This is a genomic window from Streptomyces sp. NPDC048606 (assembly GCF_040650855.1).
Taxonomy (GTDB): Bacteria; Actinomycetota; Actinomycetes; order Streptomycetales; family Streptomycetaceae; genus Streptomyces.
On sequence record NZ_JBEZIB010000014.1, the window covers coordinates 66,561 to 85,929 of the forward strand.

The 19,369-nt window shown below is 74.4% G+C and carries 17 protein-coding genes; 12 read left to right on the forward strand and 5 right to left on the reverse strand.

Annotated features, from left to right (window positions below; all coding sequences use genetic code 11):
• Positions 1–106: 106 nt before the first annotated feature.
• Positions 107–856, forward strand: coding sequence for an NAD(P)H-binding protein (locus tag AB0D01_RS17565; RefSeq protein WP_363056073.1), 750 nt, complete (start codon positions 107–109; stop codon positions 854–856).
• Positions 857–1,158: 302 nt separating this feature from the next.
• Here the strand turns inward: AB0D01_RS17565 and AB0D01_RS17570 are convergent, their stop codons facing one another.
• A complete protein-coding gene (locus AB0D01_RS17570; RefSeq protein WP_363056075.1) occupies positions 1,159–2,361 on the reverse strand; it encodes an ROK family transcriptional regulator in 1,203 nt (400 codons plus the stop codon).
• 54 nt (positions 2,362–2,415) lie between these two features.
• Between AB0D01_RS17570 and AB0D01_RS17575 the strand changes: the two genes are divergently transcribed.
• The 3 genes from AB0D01_RS17575 to AB0D01_RS17585 all read left to right on the forward strand — a co-directional run bounded on the left by AB0D01_RS17575 (position 2,416) and on the right by AB0D01_RS17585 (position 5,833).
• Positions 2,416–3,630 carry an MFS transporter gene (locus AB0D01_RS17575; RefSeq protein ID WP_363056077.1) on the forward strand — a complete coding sequence of 405 codons (1,215 nt, stop codon included), beginning with the start codon at positions 2,416–2,418 and terminating at the stop codon, positions 3,628–3,630.
• Between the two features lie 78 nt (positions 3,631–3,708).
• Positions 3,709–5,097 (forward strand): solute carrier family 23 protein, encoded by a 1,389-nt coding sequence (locus tag AB0D01_RS17580; protein WP_363056079.1) that lies wholly within the window; start codon positions 3,709–3,711, stop codon positions 5,095–5,097.
• A 76-nt stretch (positions 5,098–5,173) separates the two neighbouring features.
• Positions 5,174–5,833 carry a DUF5995 family protein gene (locus AB0D01_RS17585; RefSeq protein WP_363056081.1) on the forward strand — a complete coding sequence of 220 codons (660 nt, stop codon included), beginning with the start codon at positions 5,174–5,176 and terminating at the stop codon, positions 5,831–5,833.
• Between the two features lie 131 nt (positions 5,834–5,964).
• Here the strand turns inward: AB0D01_RS17585 and AB0D01_RS17590 are convergent, their stop codons facing one another.
• Both AB0D01_RS17590 and AB0D01_RS17595 read right to left on the reverse strand, forming a co-directional pair.
• Positions 5,965–7,662: an NAD(P)/FAD-dependent oxidoreductase gene (locus tag AB0D01_RS17590; RefSeq protein ID WP_363056083.1), complete on the reverse strand. Its 1,698-nt coding sequence runs from the start codon at positions 7,660–7,662 to the stop codon at positions 5,965–5,967.
• A gap of 58 nt (positions 7,663–7,720) precedes the next feature.
• Entirely contained in the window at positions 7,721–8,521 is an 801-nt protein-coding gene (locus AB0D01_RS17595) for a carbon-nitrogen hydrolase family protein (protein ID WP_363056085.1), read from the reverse strand.
• A gap of 393 nt (positions 8,522–8,914) precedes the next feature.
• Between AB0D01_RS17595 and AB0D01_RS17600 the strand changes: the two genes are divergently transcribed.
• Positions 8,915–9,667: a GNAT family N-acetyltransferase gene (locus tag AB0D01_RS17600; RefSeq protein ID WP_363056087.1), complete on the forward strand. Its 753-nt coding sequence runs from the start codon at positions 8,915–8,917 to the stop codon at positions 9,665–9,667.
• 243 nt (positions 9,668–9,910) lie between these two features.
• Positions 9,911–10,207, forward strand: coding sequence for a WhiB family transcriptional regulator (locus tag AB0D01_RS17605; protein WP_363056088.1), 297 nt, complete (start codon positions 9,911–9,913; stop codon positions 10,205–10,207).
• A 105-nt stretch (positions 10,208–10,312) separates the two neighbouring features.
• Here the strand turns inward: AB0D01_RS17605 and AB0D01_RS17610 are convergent, their stop codons facing one another.
• Both AB0D01_RS17610 and AB0D01_RS17615 read right to left on the reverse strand, forming a co-directional pair.
• A complete protein-coding gene (locus AB0D01_RS17610) occupies positions 10,313–10,768 on the reverse strand; it encodes an Lrp/AsnC family transcriptional regulator (RefSeq protein ID WP_007262967.1) in 456 nt (151 codons plus the stop codon).
• Positions 10,769–10,778: 10 nt separating this feature from the next.
• Complete coding sequence (locus AB0D01_RS17615) at positions 10,779–12,236, reverse strand: amino acid transporter (RefSeq protein ID WP_363056090.1); 1,458 nt, start codon at positions 12,234–12,236, stop codon at positions 10,779–10,781.
• A 469-nt stretch (positions 12,237–12,705) separates the two neighbouring features.
• Between AB0D01_RS17615 and AB0D01_RS17620 the strand changes: the two genes are divergently transcribed.
• From AB0D01_RS17620 to AB0D01_RS17645, 6 genes are all read left to right on the forward strand, one after another.
• Complete coding sequence (locus AB0D01_RS17620) at positions 12,706–13,719, forward strand: GDSL-type esterase/lipase family protein (protein WP_363056092.1); 1,014 nt, start codon at positions 12,706–12,708, stop codon at positions 13,717–13,719.
• A 116-nt stretch (positions 13,720–13,835) separates the two neighbouring features.
• Positions 13,836–14,789, forward strand: a complete 954-nt coding sequence (locus AB0D01_RS17625; protein ID WP_363056094.1) for an SCO0930 family lipoprotein — start codon at positions 13,836–13,838, stop codon at positions 14,787–14,789.
• Positions 14,790–14,963: 174 nt separating this feature from the next.
• Positions 14,964–15,791, forward strand: a complete 828-nt coding sequence (locus AB0D01_RS17630; protein ID WP_363056096.1) for a LytTR family DNA-binding domain-containing protein — start codon at positions 14,964–14,966, stop codon at positions 15,789–15,791.
• 214 nt (positions 15,792–16,005) lie between these two features.
• Complete coding sequence (locus AB0D01_RS17635; protein ID WP_363056097.1) at positions 16,006–16,281, forward strand: hypothetical protein; 276 nt, start codon at positions 16,006–16,008, stop codon at positions 16,279–16,281.
• A 76-nt stretch (positions 16,282–16,357) separates the two neighbouring features.
• Positions 16,358–18,091 carry a cation acetate symporter gene (locus AB0D01_RS17640; RefSeq protein ID WP_363056099.1) on the forward strand — a complete coding sequence of 578 codons (1,734 nt, stop codon included), beginning with the start codon at positions 16,358–16,360 and terminating at the stop codon, positions 18,089–18,091.
• A complete protein-coding gene (locus AB0D01_RS17645) occupies positions 18,088–19,362 on the forward strand; it encodes a histidine kinase (RefSeq protein ID WP_363056101.1) in 1,275 nt (424 codons plus the stop codon). The genes AB0D01_RS17640 and AB0D01_RS17645 overlap by 4 nt, the downstream gene beginning before the upstream one ends.
• Positions 19,363–19,369 lie beyond the last annotated feature (7 nt).

Sequence of the window (19,369 nt, forward strand, 5' to 3'; positions counted from 1 at the left end):
GGGTGGAATTCCCGCACGTCCGGCCGCGTCCCGCGCGCGCTGTCACGTTCCGGGGCCCCGTCCTGTCCCCTGGTCGACAGCACTCCCCCGCGGAAGGACACCCCCCATGAGCACCATCCTCGTCACCGGCGGCACGGGCACCCTCGGGGTCCCGCTCGTCGAACGGCTGCGCGCGCTCGGCCACGAGGTCCGGGTCCTGAGCCGACGCTCCCCCACCCACCCCGTCGACCTGCGGGAGGGCACCGGGCTGGACGCGGCGATGGCGGGGGCGGAGGTGGTGGTGCACTGCGCCAGTGCCCCGCGCGGCGGTGACGACGTGGCCGCCGGACACCTGATCCGGGCGGCCCGCCGCAGCGGGACCGTCACCAACGTCGTCTACGTCTCGATCGTCGGCGTGGACGTCGTCCCCCTCGGCTACTACCGCACGAAGCTGGCCGTGGAGCGGCTGCTGGAGGGCTCCGGGCTCGGGTTCACGATCCTGCGCACCACCCAGTTCCACGACCTGCTCGCCCGGGTGGTGGGCGCGGCGGCGAAGCTGCCGGTGGTGCCGCTGCCGTCGGGCGTGCGGGTGCAGCCGATCGCCGTGGAGGAGGTCGCCGACCGCCTCGCGGAGCTGGCGGTGCCGACCCCGGCGGGCCGGGTCCCGGACCTGGGCGGCCCCGAGGTCCGCACCCTGGCGCAGTGGGGCCGGGTCTACCTCGCGGCGACCGGCGGCCGGCGCCGCGTCGTCCCGCTGCCGCTCGCCGGGAAGGCCTACGCGGGCTTCCGGCGCGGCGGGAACCTGGCGCCCGGGAGGGCGGTGGGCCGGATCACGTTCGAGGAGTTCCTGGCCCGCCGGGACCGTACGGGAGCCTGAGCGGGGCCGTCCGGGGCCGGGAGACCCGACGCGGCGGCGGGCCCCGGCGGGAGGCGCGGGCCCCGGCGGGACGCGGCGGCGGGGACCGGCCGGTCCGGCCGGGCGGCGAGGCCCCGGCAGGACGTGCCGGCCTCGGCGGGACGGTGGGACAGCGGGACGGCGGGACCCGGCAGGACGGCCGGATCCGGCGAGACCGCCCGACCGGACGGACCAGGAGGAAACCGGTCCCGGCGGCAGGGCTCGGCCGCAGCGGCCGGGTCCGGTCCCGACGGCCGGGCCGGCCGGGGGCGCGGCCCGCTCGGTCAGCCGGCGAACAGGACCGACTGGGCGGCCTCGCGGGCGGCCAGTCGGGCGCCCTCCAGCACCGCCGGACCGCCCAGCGCGGTGGCCCGGACCGCGGTCGGGACGGGGGTCAGCGCCGCCAGGCGGCGGGCCACCCGGTCCGCGAGCCCGGGACCGCCCGCCCGGCCGAGTTCCCCGCCGAGGACCACGCAGCCCGGGTCCAGGACCGCGGCGACGGCCGCGGCCCCGAGGGCGAGGCGCTCGGCCAGCGCGTCCAGGAAGGCCTCCCCGGCGGCGCCGGCGACGGCCTCCTCGGCCGGGCCGCGGAATCCGTGCTCCGCCGCGAGGGCCGTCACGGCCTCGCGGCCCGCCAGGGCGTGGAAGCCGCCGCCGCAGTCGGTGGCGGAGGGCAGGCCGGGAGTGCCGGGCACCGGGAGGAAGCCGATCTCCCCGGCTCCGCCGGAGGCGCCCCGGCGCAGTCGGCCGTCCAGCACGACGGCGGCGCCCACCCCCGCTCCGAGCCACAGCAGGACGAAGGAGTCCAGGTCGCGCGCCGCGCCGGCGCGCTGTTCGGCGAGGGCCGCGAGGTTGGTCTCGTTCTCCACCAGCACCGCGGCGGGCAGCCGGCGCTGGAGGGCGGCGACGAGGTCCCGGTGCCAGGCCGGCAGCCCGCTGGTGTCGCGCAGTTCGCCGGTGGCGGGCGCGACGAGGCCGGGCGCGCCGATCACCACGGTGTGCAGGTCCCGCGCGCCCGCCTCGCGGGTGAGTTCCGCGAGGCGGTCGACGGCCTCGTCGACGGCGTCCACGGGCAGCGCGGCCCGCGCCAGGGGGGTGCCGAGCAGGTCCGTGACCACGGCCGTGGCGCTGTCGGTGCGCACGTCGAGGGCGGCGAGGTGCGCCCGGCGGGCGACGATCCCGTGGAGGCGGGCGTTGGGGCCGCGCCGCCGGTCCCCGGACTCGCCGACGACCTCGATCAGCCCGGCCGCGGTCAGCCGCTCGACGAGGTCCGCGACGGAGGGTCGGGAGAGCCCGGTGAGCTGCTTGAGCTGGGTCGCCGTCAGGGGCCCCTGGTCCTGGAGGAGTTCCAGGGCGAGCCGGTCGTTGATGGCCCGTGCCGTACTGGGCGAGGCCGGTGAGGGCGGGGCCGGGTACGGGGCGCCGCGGTGGGGGGCGGCGGGCGGGGCGGCGGGGGTCGGTGCCTGGGCGGGGGTCACGCCGCTCATCCTAGGCGGGCCGACCCCCTAACCATCAGGCAGGGTCCCTGATAGTTTGCCGCCATGACCGGGGAAACCGACTTCAGCCCGGCGCGCCTGCGCCATGCCCGCTTCGCGATCGCCGCCGTCTTCTGCACCCACGGCGCCGTCACCGGCTCGTTCGCCACCCGCATCCCCTGGATCCAGGACCACGCGCAGCTCGGCGCGGGCACCCTGGGCGTCGCCCTCGCCTTCCCCGCCCTCGGCGCCGCGCTCGCGATGCCGCTCGCCGGGCGGATCAACCACCGTTTCGGCGCCCGCAACGCCCTGCGCGGCCTGCTGGCGCTGTGGACCCTGTCCCTGATCCTGCCGAGCCTGGCCCCGAACCTGGTGACCCTGTGCGGCACGCTCTTCGTCTACGGGGCCACGGCCGGCATGTCGGACGTGGCGATGAACGCCCTCGGGGTGGAGACCGAGAACCGGCTGGGCCGCTCCATCATGTCCTCGCTGCACGGCATGTGGAGCGTCGGCGCGCTGCTCGGCTCGGCCGCGGGCACGCTCGCCGCCCACACCGGGACGGACGCCCGGCCGCACCACCTGATCGCCGCCCTGGCCCTCACGGTGGCCGGACTCATCGCCGCCCAGGGGGTGCTCGACCTGCGCGGGGACCCGGACGGCGAGGCTCCGCCGCGTTTCGCGCTGCCGCCCCGCTCGGCCGTGCTGATCGGCGGCATCGGCTTCTGCGCGGTCTTCGCGGAGGGGGCGAGCCTGGACTGGTCGGCCGTGTACCTGCGCGACGTACTGGACGCGGGCGCGGGCCCGGCCGCCGCCTCCACCACCGCCTTCGCCCTGACCATGGCCGTGGCGCGGCTGGTCGGGGACCGGGTCGTGGACCGGTTCGGGCCGGTGCGCACCGTCCGGGCGGGCGGCGTACTGGCCACCGCGGGCGGGGTGCTGGTGGTGACGGCCTCGCACCCGGCGGCGGCGATGGCCGGCTTCGGGCTGATCGGGCTGGGCATCGCGGTGGTGGTGCCGCTGGCCTTCGCGGCGGCGGGGCGCAGCGGGCCGGCTCCGGCGCAGGCGATCGCGGGGGTCGCGACGATCACCTACACCTCGGGGCTGATCGCCCCGTCGGCGATCGGCGCCGTCGCGGACGCCACGTCGCTGGTGGTGTCGTTCGGATTGGTGACCGCGCTGTCCTGTGCGCTGGTCGTGGGCGCGGCCGTGCTGCGGCCGAGGACGGGTTCGGGGCCGACCGGTGCCGCCAACCAGGACGAACCTGCCCCTATACGGCCGTAATATGACCGCTGGCTCCGTGCGGCACCTCCGTGCGTGGCCAGGATGCTTGACGGGTCGTTCGAACGGAAGTGGTGGAACATGGGCTTCGGCGTTGGCTGGACCCTGCACGGAGACGGGCGGACCCCCGCTCCCGGCGCGGTGGTGCGGCCCGAGGAGCGGCTCTCGTGGCCGCGCACCGCCGGGCTCGGCGCACAGCACGTGGTCGCGATGTTCGGCGCGAGCTTCGTGGCTCCGGTCCTCATGGGCCTGGATCCGAACCTGGCGATCATGATGTCGGGCGTCGCGACCGCGATCTTCCTGCTGGCCACGCGCGGCCGGGTGCCCTCCTACCTGGGGTGCTCGCTGTCCTTCGTGGGCGTGGCCGCGGCGATCCGGGCCGGCGGCGGCGACAGCGCCGTGGTCACGGGCGCGGTGTTCGTCGTCGGCGCGGCGCTGTTCCTGGCGGGCCTGGCCGTCCGTCGGTTCGGCGCGCGGATCATCCACGCGGCGATGCCGCCGGTGGTCACCGGCGCCGTGGTGATGCTGATCGGCTTCAACCTGGCCCCGGTGACGGCATCCACGTACTGGCCCCAGGACCAGTGGACGGCGCTGCTGACGATGGCGTTCACCGGGCTCGCGGTGGTGTGCCTGCGGGGCTTCTGGTCCCGGATCGCGATCTTCCTGGGGCTGGTCTTCGGCTACGCGATCTCCTGGATCTTCGACCTGGTCTTCGGGAAGATCCACTCCCCCGTCGGCGGCCCCGAGGCGGTCGACCACTGGCGGTTGGACCTGTCGGGCGTCGGCAAGGCCGAATGGATCGGGCTGCCGTCCTTCCACGCCCCCGCCTTCGAGTGGTCGGCGATCCTGATCGCGCTCCCCGTGGTGATCGCGCTGATCGCCGAGAACGCGGGACACATCAAGGCCGTGGGCGAGATGACCGGGGACCCGCTCGACGACAAGCTCGGCACGGCCATCGCCGCCGACGGCGCCGCGTCGATGCTGTCCACGGCGGTGGGCGGCCCGCCGAACACCACGTACTCGGAGAACATCGGCGTCATGGCCGCCACCCGGGTCTACTCCACCGCCGCCTACTGGGCCGCCGCCGGCTTCGCCCTCCTCTTCGGGCTGTGCCCGAAGTTCGGCGCGGTCGTCGCCGCCATCCCGGGCGGGGTGCTCGGCGGCATCACCGTGATCCTCTACGGCATGATCGGCCTGCTCGGCGCCCAGATCTGGCTGAACGCCCGGGTGGACCTGCGCAACCCGCTCAACCTGGTGCCGGCCGCGGCGGGCATCATCATCGGCGTCGGCGGCGTGAAGCTGCGGTTCACCGACAGCTTCGAGCTGGGCGGCATCGCGCTCGGCACCATCGTGGTGATCACCGGCTACCACGCGCTGCGCCACTTCGCCCCGGCCCACCTCAAGCAGCAGGAACCGCTGCTCGACTCGGGCACGTCCGCCTACGACGACTCCGGGGACAAGCGGGGTTGACGGGCCTTCACCCGAACCGGGGAAGCGTACGGCCAAGTTCCCCGGGATCGGGGGGCGGACTGCGACGCTGCCTCCCATGGAAGCGGTGCTCGCGCGGATGCGCGCCCTCGATGAGCGGCTCCCCGCGCAGGACGGCGTCGCCGTCTTCAACCGGGTCTACCTGACCGTGACGGAGACCCTGCACCGCCGGATCGCGTACGGGGAGTTCCCGGCGCCCCGGCGGGCGGAGACCCTCAGCGTGCGCTTCGCCCAGCGGTACCTGACGGCGGTCGAGGCGGACCGGGCCCCGGCCTGCTGGCGGCCCCTGCTCCAGTACCGCCGCCACCCGGGGGTCCGGCCGCTCCAGCACGCGCTGGCCGGGATCAACGCGCACATCGGCCACGACCTGGCGGTCGCGGTGGTGTCCACCTGCCGGACGCTGGAATGCGAACCCGCGGCCCTCGAAGCCGACTTCGACCGGGTCGGCGACACCCTCGTGGCCCTGGAGGAGCACATCCGGGAGGATCTGATGCCGGGTCCCGACCTCCTGGAGATCGCCGACCCGCTGACCCACCTGATCGGTTCGTGGAGCCTGGAGCGCGCCCGCGCGGGCGCGTGGGCGGCGGCCCGACTGATGTGGACCCTGCGCCGTTCCCCCGAACTGGCGGAGGAGTTCCGCGCGTCCCTCGACTCCGGTGTCGGCCTGGTGGGCCGCTGCCTGCTGACGCCGGTCCGCGTGGTGCGGCAGCGGGCGTGAGGGCGCCGCTGTGAGGGCGCGGACATGAGTACGGGCCGCCGCCGCGTTCGTGCGCGGGGGCGGCCCGTGTCAGGGGGACCCTGGGGACCCCGAGGATTCCGGGATCCGGGATCCGGCCGGGGATCCGGGGATCAGTCCTCGGGGAGCTCGACCGGGGCGATCTCGTCGTAGACGTCACCCGGGCCGGGGTTGGCGGCGTCCGTGGAACCGCCGAGGTGGTGCATGACGCCCCAGACGGCGTTCAGGGCGGTCTGGACCGCGCCCTCGGCCCAGCCGGCCGTCCAGGAGATGTCGTCGCCGGCGAGGAAGATGCCGCGCTTGTCCTCGGGGAGGCGGTCCTGCATGAAGTGGGTGAACAGGCGCCGCTGGTAGCGGTAGTGACCCGGCAGGTTGGCCTTGAACGCGCCCATGAAGTAGGGCTCGTCCTCCCAGGAGACGGTGACCGGGTTGCCGATGATGTGACGGCGGATGTCGACCTTGGGGTAGATCTCGCCGAGGGACTTCAGCATGACCTCCATCCGCTCGTTCGCGGACAGCGGCAGCCACTTGAGGCTGTCGTCGCACCAGGTGTACGAGAGGCAGATGACGGCCGGCTTGTCGGGACCGTTGTCCAGCAGGTAGGTGCCGCGGGTCATGCGGTCGGTCAGCGTCATCGACATGACGTCGCGGCCGGTCTCCTCGTCCTTGTCCAGCCAGAACGGCCGGTCGACGGGGACGAACAGCTTGGACGACTCCATGTAGTGGGTGCGCTCGATCGCCGTCCAGTGGTCGATCGGGAACAGCGTGTCGTCGCACTCGATCTTCGACAGGAGCATCCAGGACTGGGCCGTGAAGATCGCGGCGCGGTACGTGCGGATGTCGCCGGAGGCGTCGGTGACCGTGATGCGGTTGCCGGCGGTGCGGTGCAGGCGGGTCACCGCCGGGCGCGGGGCGCCCTCGTGCAGGGAGGACAGGGAGGTTCCCTGGGCCCAGTGCAGGATCTTCTCGGGCTCGCGCTCCCACAGGCGCAGCGGCAGCTGCTGCGAGCCGCCGACGATGCCGCGGTGGTGGTCGTCCGCCTCGGTGTAGACGACGCGCAGGATCTCCAGGATGGAGTTCGGGAAGTCGGTGTCCCAGCCGCCGGTGCCGAAGCCGACCTGGCCGAAGATCTCGCGCTTGCGGAAGGACTTGAAGGCCTCGGACTTGCACAGGAAGCCGTAGAAGGTCTCGTCGTCGAGCTTCTCGACGAGCTTGGCCCAGATCTCGCGGATGCGCGGGACGTCCCGCTCGCGCATCGCGGTGTTCATGTCGGAGAAGTCGGCGCCCTCGTCGAGGCAGGCGTTCCACGCGGCCGACACGTCGCGGTAGATCTGCGGCAGGTCGGCGATGGTCTCGGCGTAGTGCGTCTCACCCTTGAGGTCGACGACCGTCGAGGGGGTGGACTCGGCGAGCGGGTTCGGGAAGGGCTCCGTGACCAGGCCGACGAGGTCGATGTAGTGCTGGAGGGCGGTGGAGGACGGCGGGAAGCGCATGGCGCCCATCTCCGCGGTCAGGCCCTCGGTCTCGGCGCCCTCGAAGCCGACGGTGCGCAGCCGGCCGCCGATCTGGTCGGCCTCGTAGACGACGGGCTTGAGGCCCATCTTCATCAGCTCGTACGCGGAGATGATGCCGGACAGGCCACCGCCGATGACGGCGACCTCCGTGCCGTGCTCGGTCGCCGGTATCTGACCCAGACCCGCCGGGTGGGCGAGGAAGTCGTCGTAGGCGTACGGGAAGTCCGGCCCGAACATGGTGATCGGGGGCTGACCGTCGCTGTGCGGGACGGCGGTGGTGGGCACCGTGGACGTCATGGGGGTACGTCTCCTTGCGGCAGAGCAGGCAGGGCGGGGGGAAGGGGCGGCGTCGGACTCAGACGAGCGAGGCGTAGAGCCCCGGGCGGCGGTCGCGCAGGTAGGGGTTGTTCTCGCGCGAGGCCGCGAGGAGCTCGGGGTCGACCTCGCCGAAGACCGTCTCCTCGCCGCGACCGGCGCGGGTGCGGGTGACGCCGTCGGGGCTCGCGAGGCAGCTGAGGCCGACGAACTCGAACTCGCCCTCGGGGCCGGTCCGGTTGACGTACGCGATGTACATCTGGTTCTCGAAGGCCCGGACGGGGACCAGCTGCTCGGCGACGAACTGGAACGGGTGCATCTGCGCGGTCGGGACCAGGAGGAGGTCGGTCCCGGCGAGCGCGTGCGCCCGCACGTTCTCGGGGAACTCCACGTCGTAGCAGATCATGATGCCGACGCGGAGCCCGTGCAGGTCCGCCTGGACGACGGGGATGTCGCCGGGGGTGAAGGCGTCCTGCTCGAAGCAGCCGAAGAGGTGGGTCTTGCGGTAGTTGGCGAGCGCGGTCCCGTCGGGGCCGATGAGCTGCGCCGAGTTGTAGACCGCCTCGCCCGACCGCTCGGGGTAGCCGTACAGGACGGCGATGTCGTGGCGGCGCGCGATCTCCCCGATGGCGACGGCGGACGGGCCGTCGGCCGGTTCGGCGATGCCGGGGACGTCCTGGAGGTCCAGCGCGTAGCCGGTCAGGAACATCTCCGAGGTCACGAGGAGCCCGGCCCCGCCCTGTGCGGCGCGCGCCGCGGCCTCGTCGAGCCGCTTCAGGTTCTCGGCGGTGTCGCCGAGCCGTCCGGAGCTCTGGAGGAGTGCGGTGCGCAGCGGGGGCATGGGCGAACCTCTGTGACTGGTGGGGTGGGGGTCGTAAAACGGTACGTTCGCGCGTTCGACCGCGACAAGCCGTCACCGTTGCGCTGGACGCATCGATTCGTTGCGCGTTCAGGGGGCTCGGCGGCGATTCGTTGCGTGGGGCCGTTCCGGCCGCTGGGGCGGGTTCCCGGGCGTGTCGTACGGCCCTCCGGACGACCCTGCGCGCGGCCTTCCCTCCGCCTCCCCGCGCCCCGTCCCGGCGCCCTCCCGGGGCGGCCCCGGCGGCACGGAAAAGGGCCTGCTCCGGGGTGGTCGCGGAGCATAGCCTGCGGGTGGCGGGCCCCCTCGGCCGCGGCCACGGCCGCCGCCGCCCGGGAGCCGGCTCCCCCACCCTACGGAAGGATCCGCGCAGCCATGTCACCCGAGTCACGCCAGGACGGCGCCGTGCTGGACAACCCGGTGTGGGCGGCCCTCAGCGGCCCGCACCGCGCCTTCGCCCAGTCCGTCGGGCGCGCCGCCCGCTACCTGCCGGACGCCAACCCGTTCGCCGCCGTCGCCGATCCGCGGGACCCCCGCGCCTGGGCGGACCTGGCCGAGCTGACGGGTCCCGGCCGGGAGGTGTGGCTGACGGGCCTGCCGACGCCGCCGCCCGGCTGGCGGACGCTGCGCACCATCCCCGGCGTACAGCTGGACGGGCGGGCGGTACGGGCCGAGGCGGACCCCGAGGCGGTCCGGCTCGGGGCGGCAGACGTGCCGGAGATGCTGGAGCTGGTGGCGCTGACCGCGCCGGGCCCGTTCCTGCCCCGGACCGTCGAGCTGGGCACGTACCTGGGGATACGCCACGAGGGGCGGCTCGTGGCCATGGCCGGGGAGCGGATGCGGCCCACCGGCTGGACGGAGATCAGCGCGGTGTGCACGCATCCGGACCACCGGGGGCGGGGTCTGGCCCAGCGGCTGGTCCGCGCGGTGGCGGCCGGGGTGCGCGAGCGCGGGGACCTCCCCTTCCTGCACGCGGCGGCCGACAACACGAACGCCGTCCGGCTCTACGGGGCGATGGGCTTCGCCCTGCGGCGCGAACCGGTCTTCATCGGCCTGCTCACCCCGGGGGAACCGGAGGACGGGGAGGCCGGGCACAGGAGCCCCGCAGGGGCCGGCACGAGGCCGTAACACGGTTTAACACGCGGTTCATTGAGTGCGGGCGGGGATGGTCGTAGCGTCGTCGGCACGGGAGCGCGGGCGAGGCACTCGGGTGTCCGTAGCGGTGAACACGTGGCAGATCAGCGGCCACCTCCGGCCCGCCCCGCTCCCGTACTCTCCCGGTTTTCCGCACTCTCCCGGTTTCCCGGGTTTCGTCGCCGGCCTCGCGGTCACACGCGGGGTGAGGGACGCAATCCACGGAAGGGAACCGTCATGACCGACGTCTCGCGCCTGCCCGGCGCCGCCCTCCACCACTGGCAGTGGCAGTCCTCGGCGGCCTGCCGGGGCCTGGGGCCCGGCCGCTTCTTCCACCCCGCCGGCGAGCGGGGCGACGACCGCGAGGACCGGGACCGGGCCGCGAAGCGGGTCTGCGGGGGTTGCCCGGTCCGGGAGGCCTGCCTGCGGCACGCCCTGCGCACCCGCGAGACCTTCGGCGTGTGGGGCGGGCTGACCGAGGAGGAACGCCGCCCCCTGCTGCACGGCGCCGCCGCCCGACCCGTGTCGGCGTAGGGCCGCACGCACCGGGCGCGGCCGCGCGCACCGCGCGCCGGGGTACGGGAACGCCCCCGGTGCGGCCTCGCGGGGCCGCGCCGGGGGCGTTCTCGTGGTGCGGGGTTACGCAGGTGCGCCCGAGGTGAAGCGGCGCAGGAGCGGGGAGAGGACCAGGACCGACTTGGTGCGCTCCACGAAGGGCTCGCCCGCGATCCGTTCCAGGACCCGCTCGAAGTGGCGCATGTCGGAGGCGAAGACCTGGACGAGGGCGTCCGCGTCGCCGGTGACGGTCGACGCGGACACCACCTCGGGGTAGCGCTCCAGCCCTCGGCGGATGTCGTCCGGCGAGGTGTTGTGGCGACAGTAGATCTCGATGAAGCCCTCGGTCTCCCAGCCCATCGCGGCGGGGTCGACGCGGACCGTGAAGCCGGTGATGGCTCCTTCGGCCCGCAGCCGGTCGACGCGCCGTTTGACGGCGGGGGCGGAGAGTCCGACCTCGGAGCCGATGTCCGCGTAGGAGCGGCGGGCGTCCTCGGCGAGGGCGTGCACGATGCGTTCGTCGAGATCGTTCAGTCGCACTGCGGGTGGATCACTTCTCTGCTGTGGCCAATGCTGAGCGGCGGATGCCGTACAGGAAGTAGACCACGAGGCCGACGGCCATCCAGACACCGAACGCGACCCAGGTGGCCACGGGCAGGCTGTACATCATGTAGCCGCAGGCGATGAAGCCGAGGATCGGGGTGACGGGGAAGAGCGCCACCTTGAAGGTGCGGGGCATGTCGGGCTTGGTGCGGCGCAGGATGACGACGGCGATGTTGACCAGGGCGAAGGCGAAGAGCGTGCCGATGCTGGTGGCGTTGGCCAGCTCACCCAGGGGGATGAAGGCCGCGAGGGCGCCGCAGAAGATCGAGACGATCAGCACGTTGGCGCGGGGGGCGCCGGTCTTCTCGTCGACCTTGGCGAAGACCTTGGGGACCAGGCCGTCGCGGGACATCGCGAAGAGGATGCGGGTCTGGCCGTAGAGGACGGCGAAGACGACGGAGGCGATGGCGACGACGGCGCCGGCGGCGAGGACGACGCCCCAGACGCTGGTGCCGGTGACGTCGGTCATGATCTGGGCGAGCGCGGCCTCGGTGCCCTCGAAGTCCTGCCACGGCATGGCGCCGACGGCGACGAAGGCGACGAGGACGTACAGGACGGTGACGATGCCGAGCGAGAGCATGATCGCGCGGGGCAGGTCCTTCTTCGGGTTCTTGGCTTCCTCACCGGCGGTGGAGGCGGCGTCGAAGCCGATGTAGGAGAAGAAGAGCGTGGAGGCGGCGGCGCTCATGCCGGTGATGCCGAGCGGGGCCAGCGGGGCGTAGTTGCCGGCCTTGATGCCGAGGACGCCGATGCCGATGAAGAGCACCAGGGTGACGATCTTGACGACGACCATGATCGTGTTGATGCGGGCGCTCTCCTTGGCGCCGCGCATCAGGAAGACCATGGCGAGCAGGACGACGACCAGGGAGGGAAGGTTGATCCAGCCGCCGTCGCCCAGCGGGGCGGCGGAGAGCTTCTCGGGGAGCGTGATGCCTATGGTGCCTTCGAGCAGCTCGTTGAGGTACTGGCCCCAACCGACGGCCACGGCCGAGACGGAGACGGCGTACTCCAGGACCAGGCACCAGCCGCAGATCCAGGCGATGAACTCGCCCATGGTCGCGTACGAGTACGAGTACGAGGAGCCGGAGACCGGCACGGAGCCGGCCAGCTCGGCGTAGGACAGGGCCGAGAACAGGGCGGTGAGGCCCGCGATGACGAACGAGATCGTCACGGCCGGACCGGCCTTGGGAGCCGCCTCGCCGAGGACGACGAAGATGCCGGTGCCCAGGGTGGCGCCGATGCTGATCATCGTCAGCTGCCACATGGTGAGCGAGCGGCGCAGCGAGCCGCCCTCGCCCTGGCCGCCCTCGGAGACCAGTCGCTCGACCGACTTGCGGCGCAGCAGCGGGTTGACGGGCTTGCGGGGCTCGGACGTGAGCGGTGGCGCCTGGCCGTGATCGAGCACGAGGGACTCCTTTGACACTGCGGATGGGGACGTTCAGGCGTCGACCGCAGCGGTCCGGAGCAGTTGACAGACAGGGCCGGGCCCTGTCTGGGCATGGGGGGACCGCCGAGCAGGCGGTCCGCGCCACTCCACGTACAGCGAGTGAGCCTACGAGCTGAGTGATACCGCCCGTAATGCACCATCCTTGCACATTGTCGAACAATCATTGCGCGGATCCGCCTGCGATGGTCGTTTGTTGCGCACAGACGATCGATCACTGCGCAACCCCTCCGCAGACCCCTCCCGGAGGTTCCACTTGACGCGTCGTCAGATCCCGTGGTCGGCGCGGCGGTGGAAGTGGTCCCTCCACGGGTACGGGTCACCCGTGCGGCCCCTGCCGAAGTGACGGGTTCCACACCCGCCGGCGGACCCCGGGGCCGCCGACCCACCGGCACCACCCGTACCCGTACCCGAGCAGCGGAGGCGAAGAGTGAGAGAACCCGGCCCCCGGGCGCACTGGCTGGACCCCGAACCGTTCCTGCGCGGGGTCGCCTGGCTGGACAAGGGCCGCCCCGTGCGCGCCGACCCGGCCGACACGATGCGGCTGCCCTGGGACACCGGCGAACGGGCCACGCTCCCCATAGGGGTCCGCCTGGAGTTCACCACCGCCACCGCGCACGCCGTGGAGATCCACTACCGGGCCGCCGTTCCGGGCCCCACCGACGCGCTGCGCGACCTCGCGCACGGCTTCGCCCTGTGGAACCGGCACGGGCTGATCACCGAGGTGTTCACCGAGCCCGCCGGCGAGTCCGTCGTACGCCTGGACCTGCCCGCCCGCCACGGCCCCTTCGTCCTGCACCCGCCGGAGGGCCAGTCCCCGGTGATCCTGGGCCTGCGCGGGATCGGCGGTGACCTCGCGCCCGCGCCCGCCGCCCCCCGCTGGGTGGTGCACGGCGACTCCATCACGGAGGGCTGGTGGTCCACCCGCCCCGCCCACGGCTGGCCCGCCGTCGCGGGCCGGGCCCTCGGCTGGGACACGGTCAACATCGGCTACGCGGGAGCCGCGCGCGGGGAACTGGCCACCGCCGAGCAACTGGCCGCCCTCCCCGCCGACGTCCTCACCCTCGCCTTCGGCACCAACTGCTGGAGCCGCGTCCCCTTCTCGGCGGCCCTCCTCTACGAGACCACCCGCGTCTTCCTCGACCTGATCCGCCAGGGCCACCCGAGCACCCCGCTGCTGCTCGTCTCCCCCGTGCTGCGCCCCGACGCCGAACGCACCCCGAACCGGCTGGGCGCCACCCTGGGGGCCCTGCGCGACGCCATGGAGCGGGCCACCCGGGACCGGATCGCCGCCGGCGACGGCCGGCTCGCCCTGCTGCCCGGCCGCGACGTGCTGGGACCCGAGCACCTCGCGGACGGACTCCACCCCAACGACGCCGGACACCGCACGCTCGGCCTCGCTGTGGTCACGGCCGTCAGGAGGGCCGGGTTCGACGCCGGCTGAGTGAAACAGGTCATACCGGCCGCGTTGAACAGGACGCTCCCGCCGACGCGTGTCCTGCACACGTCGCCGGGCTCCCGGCGGCGCGAACAGGCGCACACCACACGGGAGAGATCATCATGGGCATCAAGCGCGGAACGTCCCTGGCCGCCGTCGCCGTCGCCGTCGTCCTCACGGCGACGGCCTGCGGAGGCACCGACAAGGCGGCGGACGCGGTCAAGCCCGCCGGAGCCGCCGCCGAGGCCCCCGCCGCGGACCCCTACGCCCAGGACGCCGGGGCCTCGGCCGCCGCCGACGCGCCGGCGGGCGCCAAGCCCGCCGGGCAGCTGGTCGCCTCCACCACCGACCGGCTCGGCCCGGTCCTCACCGACAGCGCCGGCTTCACCCTGTACCGCTTCGACAAGGACACCGCGAAGCCCCCGACCTCCAACTGCGACGGCGACTGCGCGAAGGCCTGGCCCGTGGTCCCCGCCGGCGACGTGACGGCCCCCGCCGGCACCGACCCCGCCCTGCTGGGCGAGGTGGTCCGCAAGGACGGCACCAAGCAGCTGACGGTCGCCGGCTGGCCCGCGTACCGCTTCGCGAAGGACGCCAAGGCGGGCGACCTGAACGGGCAGGGCGTCGGCGGCACCTGGTTCGCCCTCGCCCCCGACGGCAAGAAGGCCGCCCAGCCGGCCGCCGGCGCGGCGCCGGAGGCCGCGGCCCCGGCCCCGGCCACGGGCAAGCTGTCCGTGGCCAAGGACCCGAAGCTGGGCGAGCACATCGTCGACGCGAACGGCATGACCGTCTACCGCTTCAAGCCGGACACCGCCTGGCCGATGGTGTCCAAGTGCGTCGGCGACTGCCTCGCCAAGTGGCCGGTGGTCCCGCCGACGGAGCGGGCGGCCGACAAGGGCATCGTCGAGAAGAACTACACGGTCCTGGACCGGCCGGACGGCAAGAAGCAGCAGTCGGTCAACTGCTGGCCCGTCTACACCTTCGCCGGTGACAAGAAGCCCGGCGACACCAACGGGCAGGGCGTCGGCGGCACCTGGTACGCCGTCTCCCCCGCCGGCGACATGATCACCAAGTAGCCCCTCCCGGCGGCGCACCCGCCCCTCCGGTCCGCGCGGCCCCCGCCCCCCCCCCCCGGGCGGGGGCCGCGCACCCCGTTGGCCCTCCACCGCCCCTTGCCCAGGGCCTGTCGTCGAACTCCCGCCTGCCCCGGGCGACGACAGGAGTTCGACGAGAGACCCTAGACTCGGCCCATGCTGCGCGTACTGGCCGTCGACGACGAGGAACCCCTGCTGGAGGAACTCCTCTACCTGCTGCGCTCCGACCCCCGGGTGAGCAGCGCGCAGGGCGCCGGCGACGCCACCGAGGCGCTGCGACGGATCACGCGGGCGCTGGAGGGCGGCCCGGACGGGCCCGACGGCATCGACGTGGTCTTCCTGGACATCCAGATGGCCGGGCTGACCGGCCTGGACATCGCCCGCCTGCTGTCCGGCTTCGCCCGGCCCCCGCTCATCGTGTTCGTCACCGCCCACGAGGGTTTCGCCGTCCAGGCGTTCGACCTCAAGGCGGTGGACTACGTCCTCAAGCCGGTCCGCCCCGAGCGGCTGGCCGAGGCCGTCCGGCGCGCCCGCGACCTGCTGGGCCGGCCCCCGCACGCGCCCGGGGCGGCGGAGTCGGACCGGGTCGCGCCGGACACCGCCGCGCCGCGCGGGGGCGCCCCGGCGTTCGCCGCCGTCGCCGACCGCGCCCCGGAGCAGATCGCCGTCGAACTGGGCGGTGTCACCCGGTTCGTGGCCATCGCGGACATCGCCTACGTGGAGGCCCAGGGCGACTACGCCCGCCTGCACACCGACGAGGGCAGCCACCTGGTGCGCATCCCCCTGTCCACGCTGGAGGAACGCTGGTCCGCCCGCGGGTTCGTCCGCATCCACCGCCGGCACCTGGTGGCGCTCGGCCGGATCGACGAGCTGCGGGTGGACGCGGGCACGACCACCGTCCGGGTCGGGCCGGCCGAACTCCAGGTCAGCAGGCGGCACGCGCGCGAACTGCGCGACCTGTTGATGCGCCACGCGACCGGCTGACCGGGCCGACGCCCTTCCCGCGCCGCACGAACCCGCCACGCGACCCCGCCACGCGACCCCGCCGCGCGACCGTCCGGCGTACCGCGGAGCCGTTCGTCGCACCGCGGCGGACGTACGGCGATCCACCGGGCCCGCCGACCGCAGCGGGCCCCGATCCCCGCACCGGGCCCCCGGGGCGCGCGTATCGTGGCCCCCACGGCCCGGAGGGAGCGAGATGTCCGAGATCCAGGCGCTGTTGGACGCGCTGGCCGGACTTCCCCGGACCCGGCCCGCCGGACCCGCCGAGGCGGAGCGACTGCTCGCCCGGCTGCGCAGCGCCGCCGCCCACTGGTCCGATGTGCTCTACGCGGCGCACCAGGACGCCCGCGGCCAGTTGCCGCCCCGCGCGGAGGCCGCGCTGCGGCTGGCGTTCCGGCACGCGGAGGACTCCTGGGTGGAGTTGGAGATCGCCCTGCGCGACTGCGCGGAGGACCGCGACCCGGCCCGGTGAGCGGAGCGAGCCTGTCGCCGCGCCGTCGCGCTGCGTAGACTCCGGCGGACCCCCTCCCCTGCCGAAGGACCCCGCGGTGAACCGGACGTACGCGCTGACCGCGGTCGCCGTCGTCGTCCTGGTCACGGTGCTCGTCGGCGCGCTCGGCCTGCGGATATCCCGGACCACGTCCGACTTCTACGTCGCCTCCCGCACGGTCGGCCCCCGCCTCAACGCGGCCGCCATCAGCGGCGAGTACCTCTCCGCCGCCTCCTTCCTCGGGGTGGCGGGGCTGGTGCTGCTCCAGGGCCCGGAGATGCTCTGGTACCCCGTCGGCTACACGGCCGGGTACCTGGTGCTGCTGGTGCTGGTCGCCGCCCCGCTGCGGCGTTCGGGGGCGTACACGCTGCCCGACTTCGCGGAGGCGCGGCTGCGGTCCCGGGCGGTCCGGCGGATCGCGGTGCTGTTCGTCCTCGGGGTGGGCTGGCTGTACCTGCTGCCCCAGTTGCAGGGGGCCGGACTCACCCTGGAGGTGCTGACCGGCGCTCCCCGGTGGGCGGGCGGCGTGGTCGTCGCCTGCGTGGTCGCCGCGGCCGTGGCGGCCGGCGGGATGCGCAGCATCACCTTCGTGCAGGCCTTCCAGTACTGGCTCAAGCTCACCGCCCTGCTGGTGCCCGCCTTCTTCCTGATCGCCGCCTGGGCCGGGGACGGGGCGCCGCGTGCCTCCTTCGACGCCCCGGCCGTCTTCCGGGAGCACACCGCGGTCACCCTGGGCGAGGACGTGCGGCTGTCGCTGCGCGACCCGCTGACCGTGACGGTGACCGGGCACCTCGACGGGCGGGAGGTGCGGGAGGCCCCCCTGACGCTGCCCGCCGGGCAGCACGCCGTACGGGCCGGCACCCGGCTGGAGTTCGCCCCCGGCAGCGTGGTGCCCGACTCCCGCGCCGGGGAGTCGGGGGACGTGCCGGGCTGGTCGCGGTCGCTGTCCGGGGAAGGGGGCGAGCACCGGCTGTACGCCACGTACGGGCTGATCCTGGCCACCTTCCTCGGCACGATGGGCCTGCCGCACGTCGCCGTGCGCTTCTACACCAGCCCCGACGGGCGGGCCGCGCGCCGCACCACCCTCGTGGTCCTCGGACTCCTGGGCGCCTTCTACCTGTTGCCGCAGGTCTACGGGGCCCTCGGACGGATCTACGCGCCGGAGCTGGCGCTCACCGGGGACGCCGACGCGGCGGTGCTGCTGTTGCCCGAACGGATGCTGGGCGGAGTGCTCGGCGAGCTGCTGGGCGCCCTGCTGGCCGGGGGCGCCTTCGCCGCGTTCCTCTCGACGGCCTCGGGGCTGACCATGGCGGTGGCCGGGGTGCTCCACCAGGACGTGCTGCCCCGGCGCGGGCTCGGCAGCTTCCGGCTCGCGGTGGTGGTCGCGCTGGCGGTGCCCCTGGCGGGCGGCGTGGTGGCCCGTGACGTGCCGGTCGCCGACGCGGTGGGGCTGGCGTTCGCGGTGTCGGCGTCCTCCTTCTGCCCGCTGCTGGTGCTCGGCATCTGGTGGTCGCGCCTGACCCCGCCGGGCGCGGTGGCCGGGCTGCTGACCGGCGGCGGGGCGGCGCTGGGCGCGGTGGTGGTGACCCGGTGGGGCCTGGCGCCCGGGGGCTGGACGCACGCCCTGCTGGCGTGGCCGGCGGTGTGGTCCGTGCCGCTCGGGTTCCTGACGATGGTGCTGGTGTCCCTGGCGACCCGGTCGCGGATCCCGGCCGGGACGGCCGGCGCGCTGGCCCGGCTGCACCTGCCCGAGGACGTGGTGGCCGACCGGCGCCCGGGGCGGGTGCGGTGAGCGGGGCGCTGCCGGCGGCGCTGGCGGTGCTGGTCGCGGCCCTGCTGTTCGCCGCGGGGTGGGTGGCGGGGCGGCGCCGGTCGTGGCCGGGCGGGCGCGCGGCGGGGGCGGACCTGGGCACGCCGGTCGAGCGGGCGACCTTCCACACGCTGCACACCGCCTCGCTGGCCGCTCCCCCGCTGCGGGCCGGGCTCACCGAGGACGCGGCGCGCAAGGCGGCCCGGCGGCTGCGCTCGCTGCTGGGGACCGAGGCGCTGTGCCTGACGGACCGGGACACGGTGCTCGCCTGGGACGGTCCGGGCGCCGACCACCACCAGCGACGGGCGATGGCCCGGGTGCGGACCATGCTGGAGTCGGGGCGCGGTCAGAGCGTGCGGACGGAGTGCCGCCGTCCCGACTGCCCGCTCCGGTGGGCCGTGTTCGCGCCGCTGACCGGCGAGGACGGCGTGCTGGGGGCGCTGGTGGCGTACGGCTCTCGGGAGTCGGCGGTCCTGGTGCGGGCGGCGACGGAGGTCGCGCGGTGGGTCTCCGTACAGCTGGAGCTGTCGGAACTGGACCGGGCCCGGACGCGGCTGATGGAGGCGGAGATCAAGGCGCTGCGGGCGCAGATCTCCCCGCACTTCATCTTCAACTCCCTCGCCGCCATCGCCTCGTTCGTGCGGACGGATCCCGAGCGGGCGCGGGACCTGCTGTTGGAGTTCGCGGACTTCACGCGCTACTCCTTCCGCCGGCACGGGGAGTTCACGACGCTCGCCGAGGAGCTGCGCTCGATCGAGCAGTACCTGGCCCTGGCCGGGGCCCGGTTCGGGGACCGGTTGAAGGTGACCCTCCAGGTCGCGCCGGAGGTGCTGCCGGTCGCGGTGCCGTTCCTGTGCCTGCAACCGCTGGTGGAGAACGCGGTGAAGCACGGGCTGGAGGACTCCACGCGGGAGTGCCGGATCACCATCGCGGCCCGGGACGCCGGCGCGGAGGCGGTGCTCAGCATCGACGACAACGGCGTCGGGATGGACCCGGCGCTGCTGCGGCGGATCCTGGCCGGGGAGGGCGGCGGTTCCTCCTCCGGGATCGGGCTGACGAACGTGGACGAGCGGATGCGGCAGGTCTACGGGGACGACTACGGGCTCGTCGTCGAGACGGGCGTCGGCGCCGGCATGAAGGTCACCGTACGGATCCCGAAGTACCGCGCGGGCGTGCACAGTTCCGAGCCGGGCCGGGGCAGGACCCGGGTGGAGCGGCCCGCGCCCCGACGCCCCGCCGACGGCGCGCCCTGACCGGAGC

Coding starts and splice junctions, on each gene's coding strand:
- AB0D01_RS17565 (WP_363056073.1), top strand. CDS start 107: ATGAGCACCATCCTCGTCACCGGCGGCACGGGCACCCTCGGGGTCCCG.
- AB0D01_RS17570 (WP_363056075.1), bottom strand. CDS start 2,361: ATGAGCGGCGTGACCCCCGCCCAGGCACCGACCCCCGCCGCCCCGCCC.
- AB0D01_RS17575 (WP_363056077.1), top strand. CDS start 2,416: ATGACCGGGGAAACCGACTTCAGCCCGGCGCGCCTGCGCCATGCCCGC.
- AB0D01_RS17580 (WP_363056079.1), top strand. CDS start 3,709: ATGGGCTTCGGCGTTGGCTGGACCCTGCACGGAGACGGGCGGACCCCC.
- AB0D01_RS17585 (WP_363056081.1), top strand. CDS start 5,174: ATGGAAGCGGTGCTCGCGCGGATGCGCGCCCTCGATGAGCGGCTCCCC.
- AB0D01_RS17590 (WP_363056083.1), bottom strand. CDS start 7,662: ATGACGTCCACGGTGCCCACCACCGCCGTCCCGCACAGCGACGGTCAG.
- AB0D01_RS17595 (WP_363056085.1), bottom strand. CDS start 8,521: ATGCCCCCGCTGCGCACCGCACTCCTCCAGAGCTCCGGACGGCTCGGC.
- AB0D01_RS17600 (WP_363056087.1), top strand. CDS start 8,915: ATGTCACCCGAGTCACGCCAGGACGGCGCCGTGCTGGACAACCCGGTG.
- AB0D01_RS17605 (WP_363056088.1), top strand. CDS start 9,911: ATGACCGACGTCTCGCGCCTGCCCGGCGCCGCCCTCCACCACTGGCAG.
- AB0D01_RS17625 (WP_363056094.1), top strand. CDS start 13,836: ATGGGCATCAAGCGCGGAACGTCCCTGGCCGCCGTCGCCGTCGCCGTC.
- AB0D01_RS17630 (WP_363056096.1), top strand. CDS start 14,964: ATGCTGCGCGTACTGGCCGTCGACGACGAGGAACCCCTGCTGGAGGAA.
- AB0D01_RS17635 (WP_363056097.1), top strand. CDS start 16,006: ATGTCCGAGATCCAGGCGCTGTTGGACGCGCTGGCCGGACTTCCCCGG.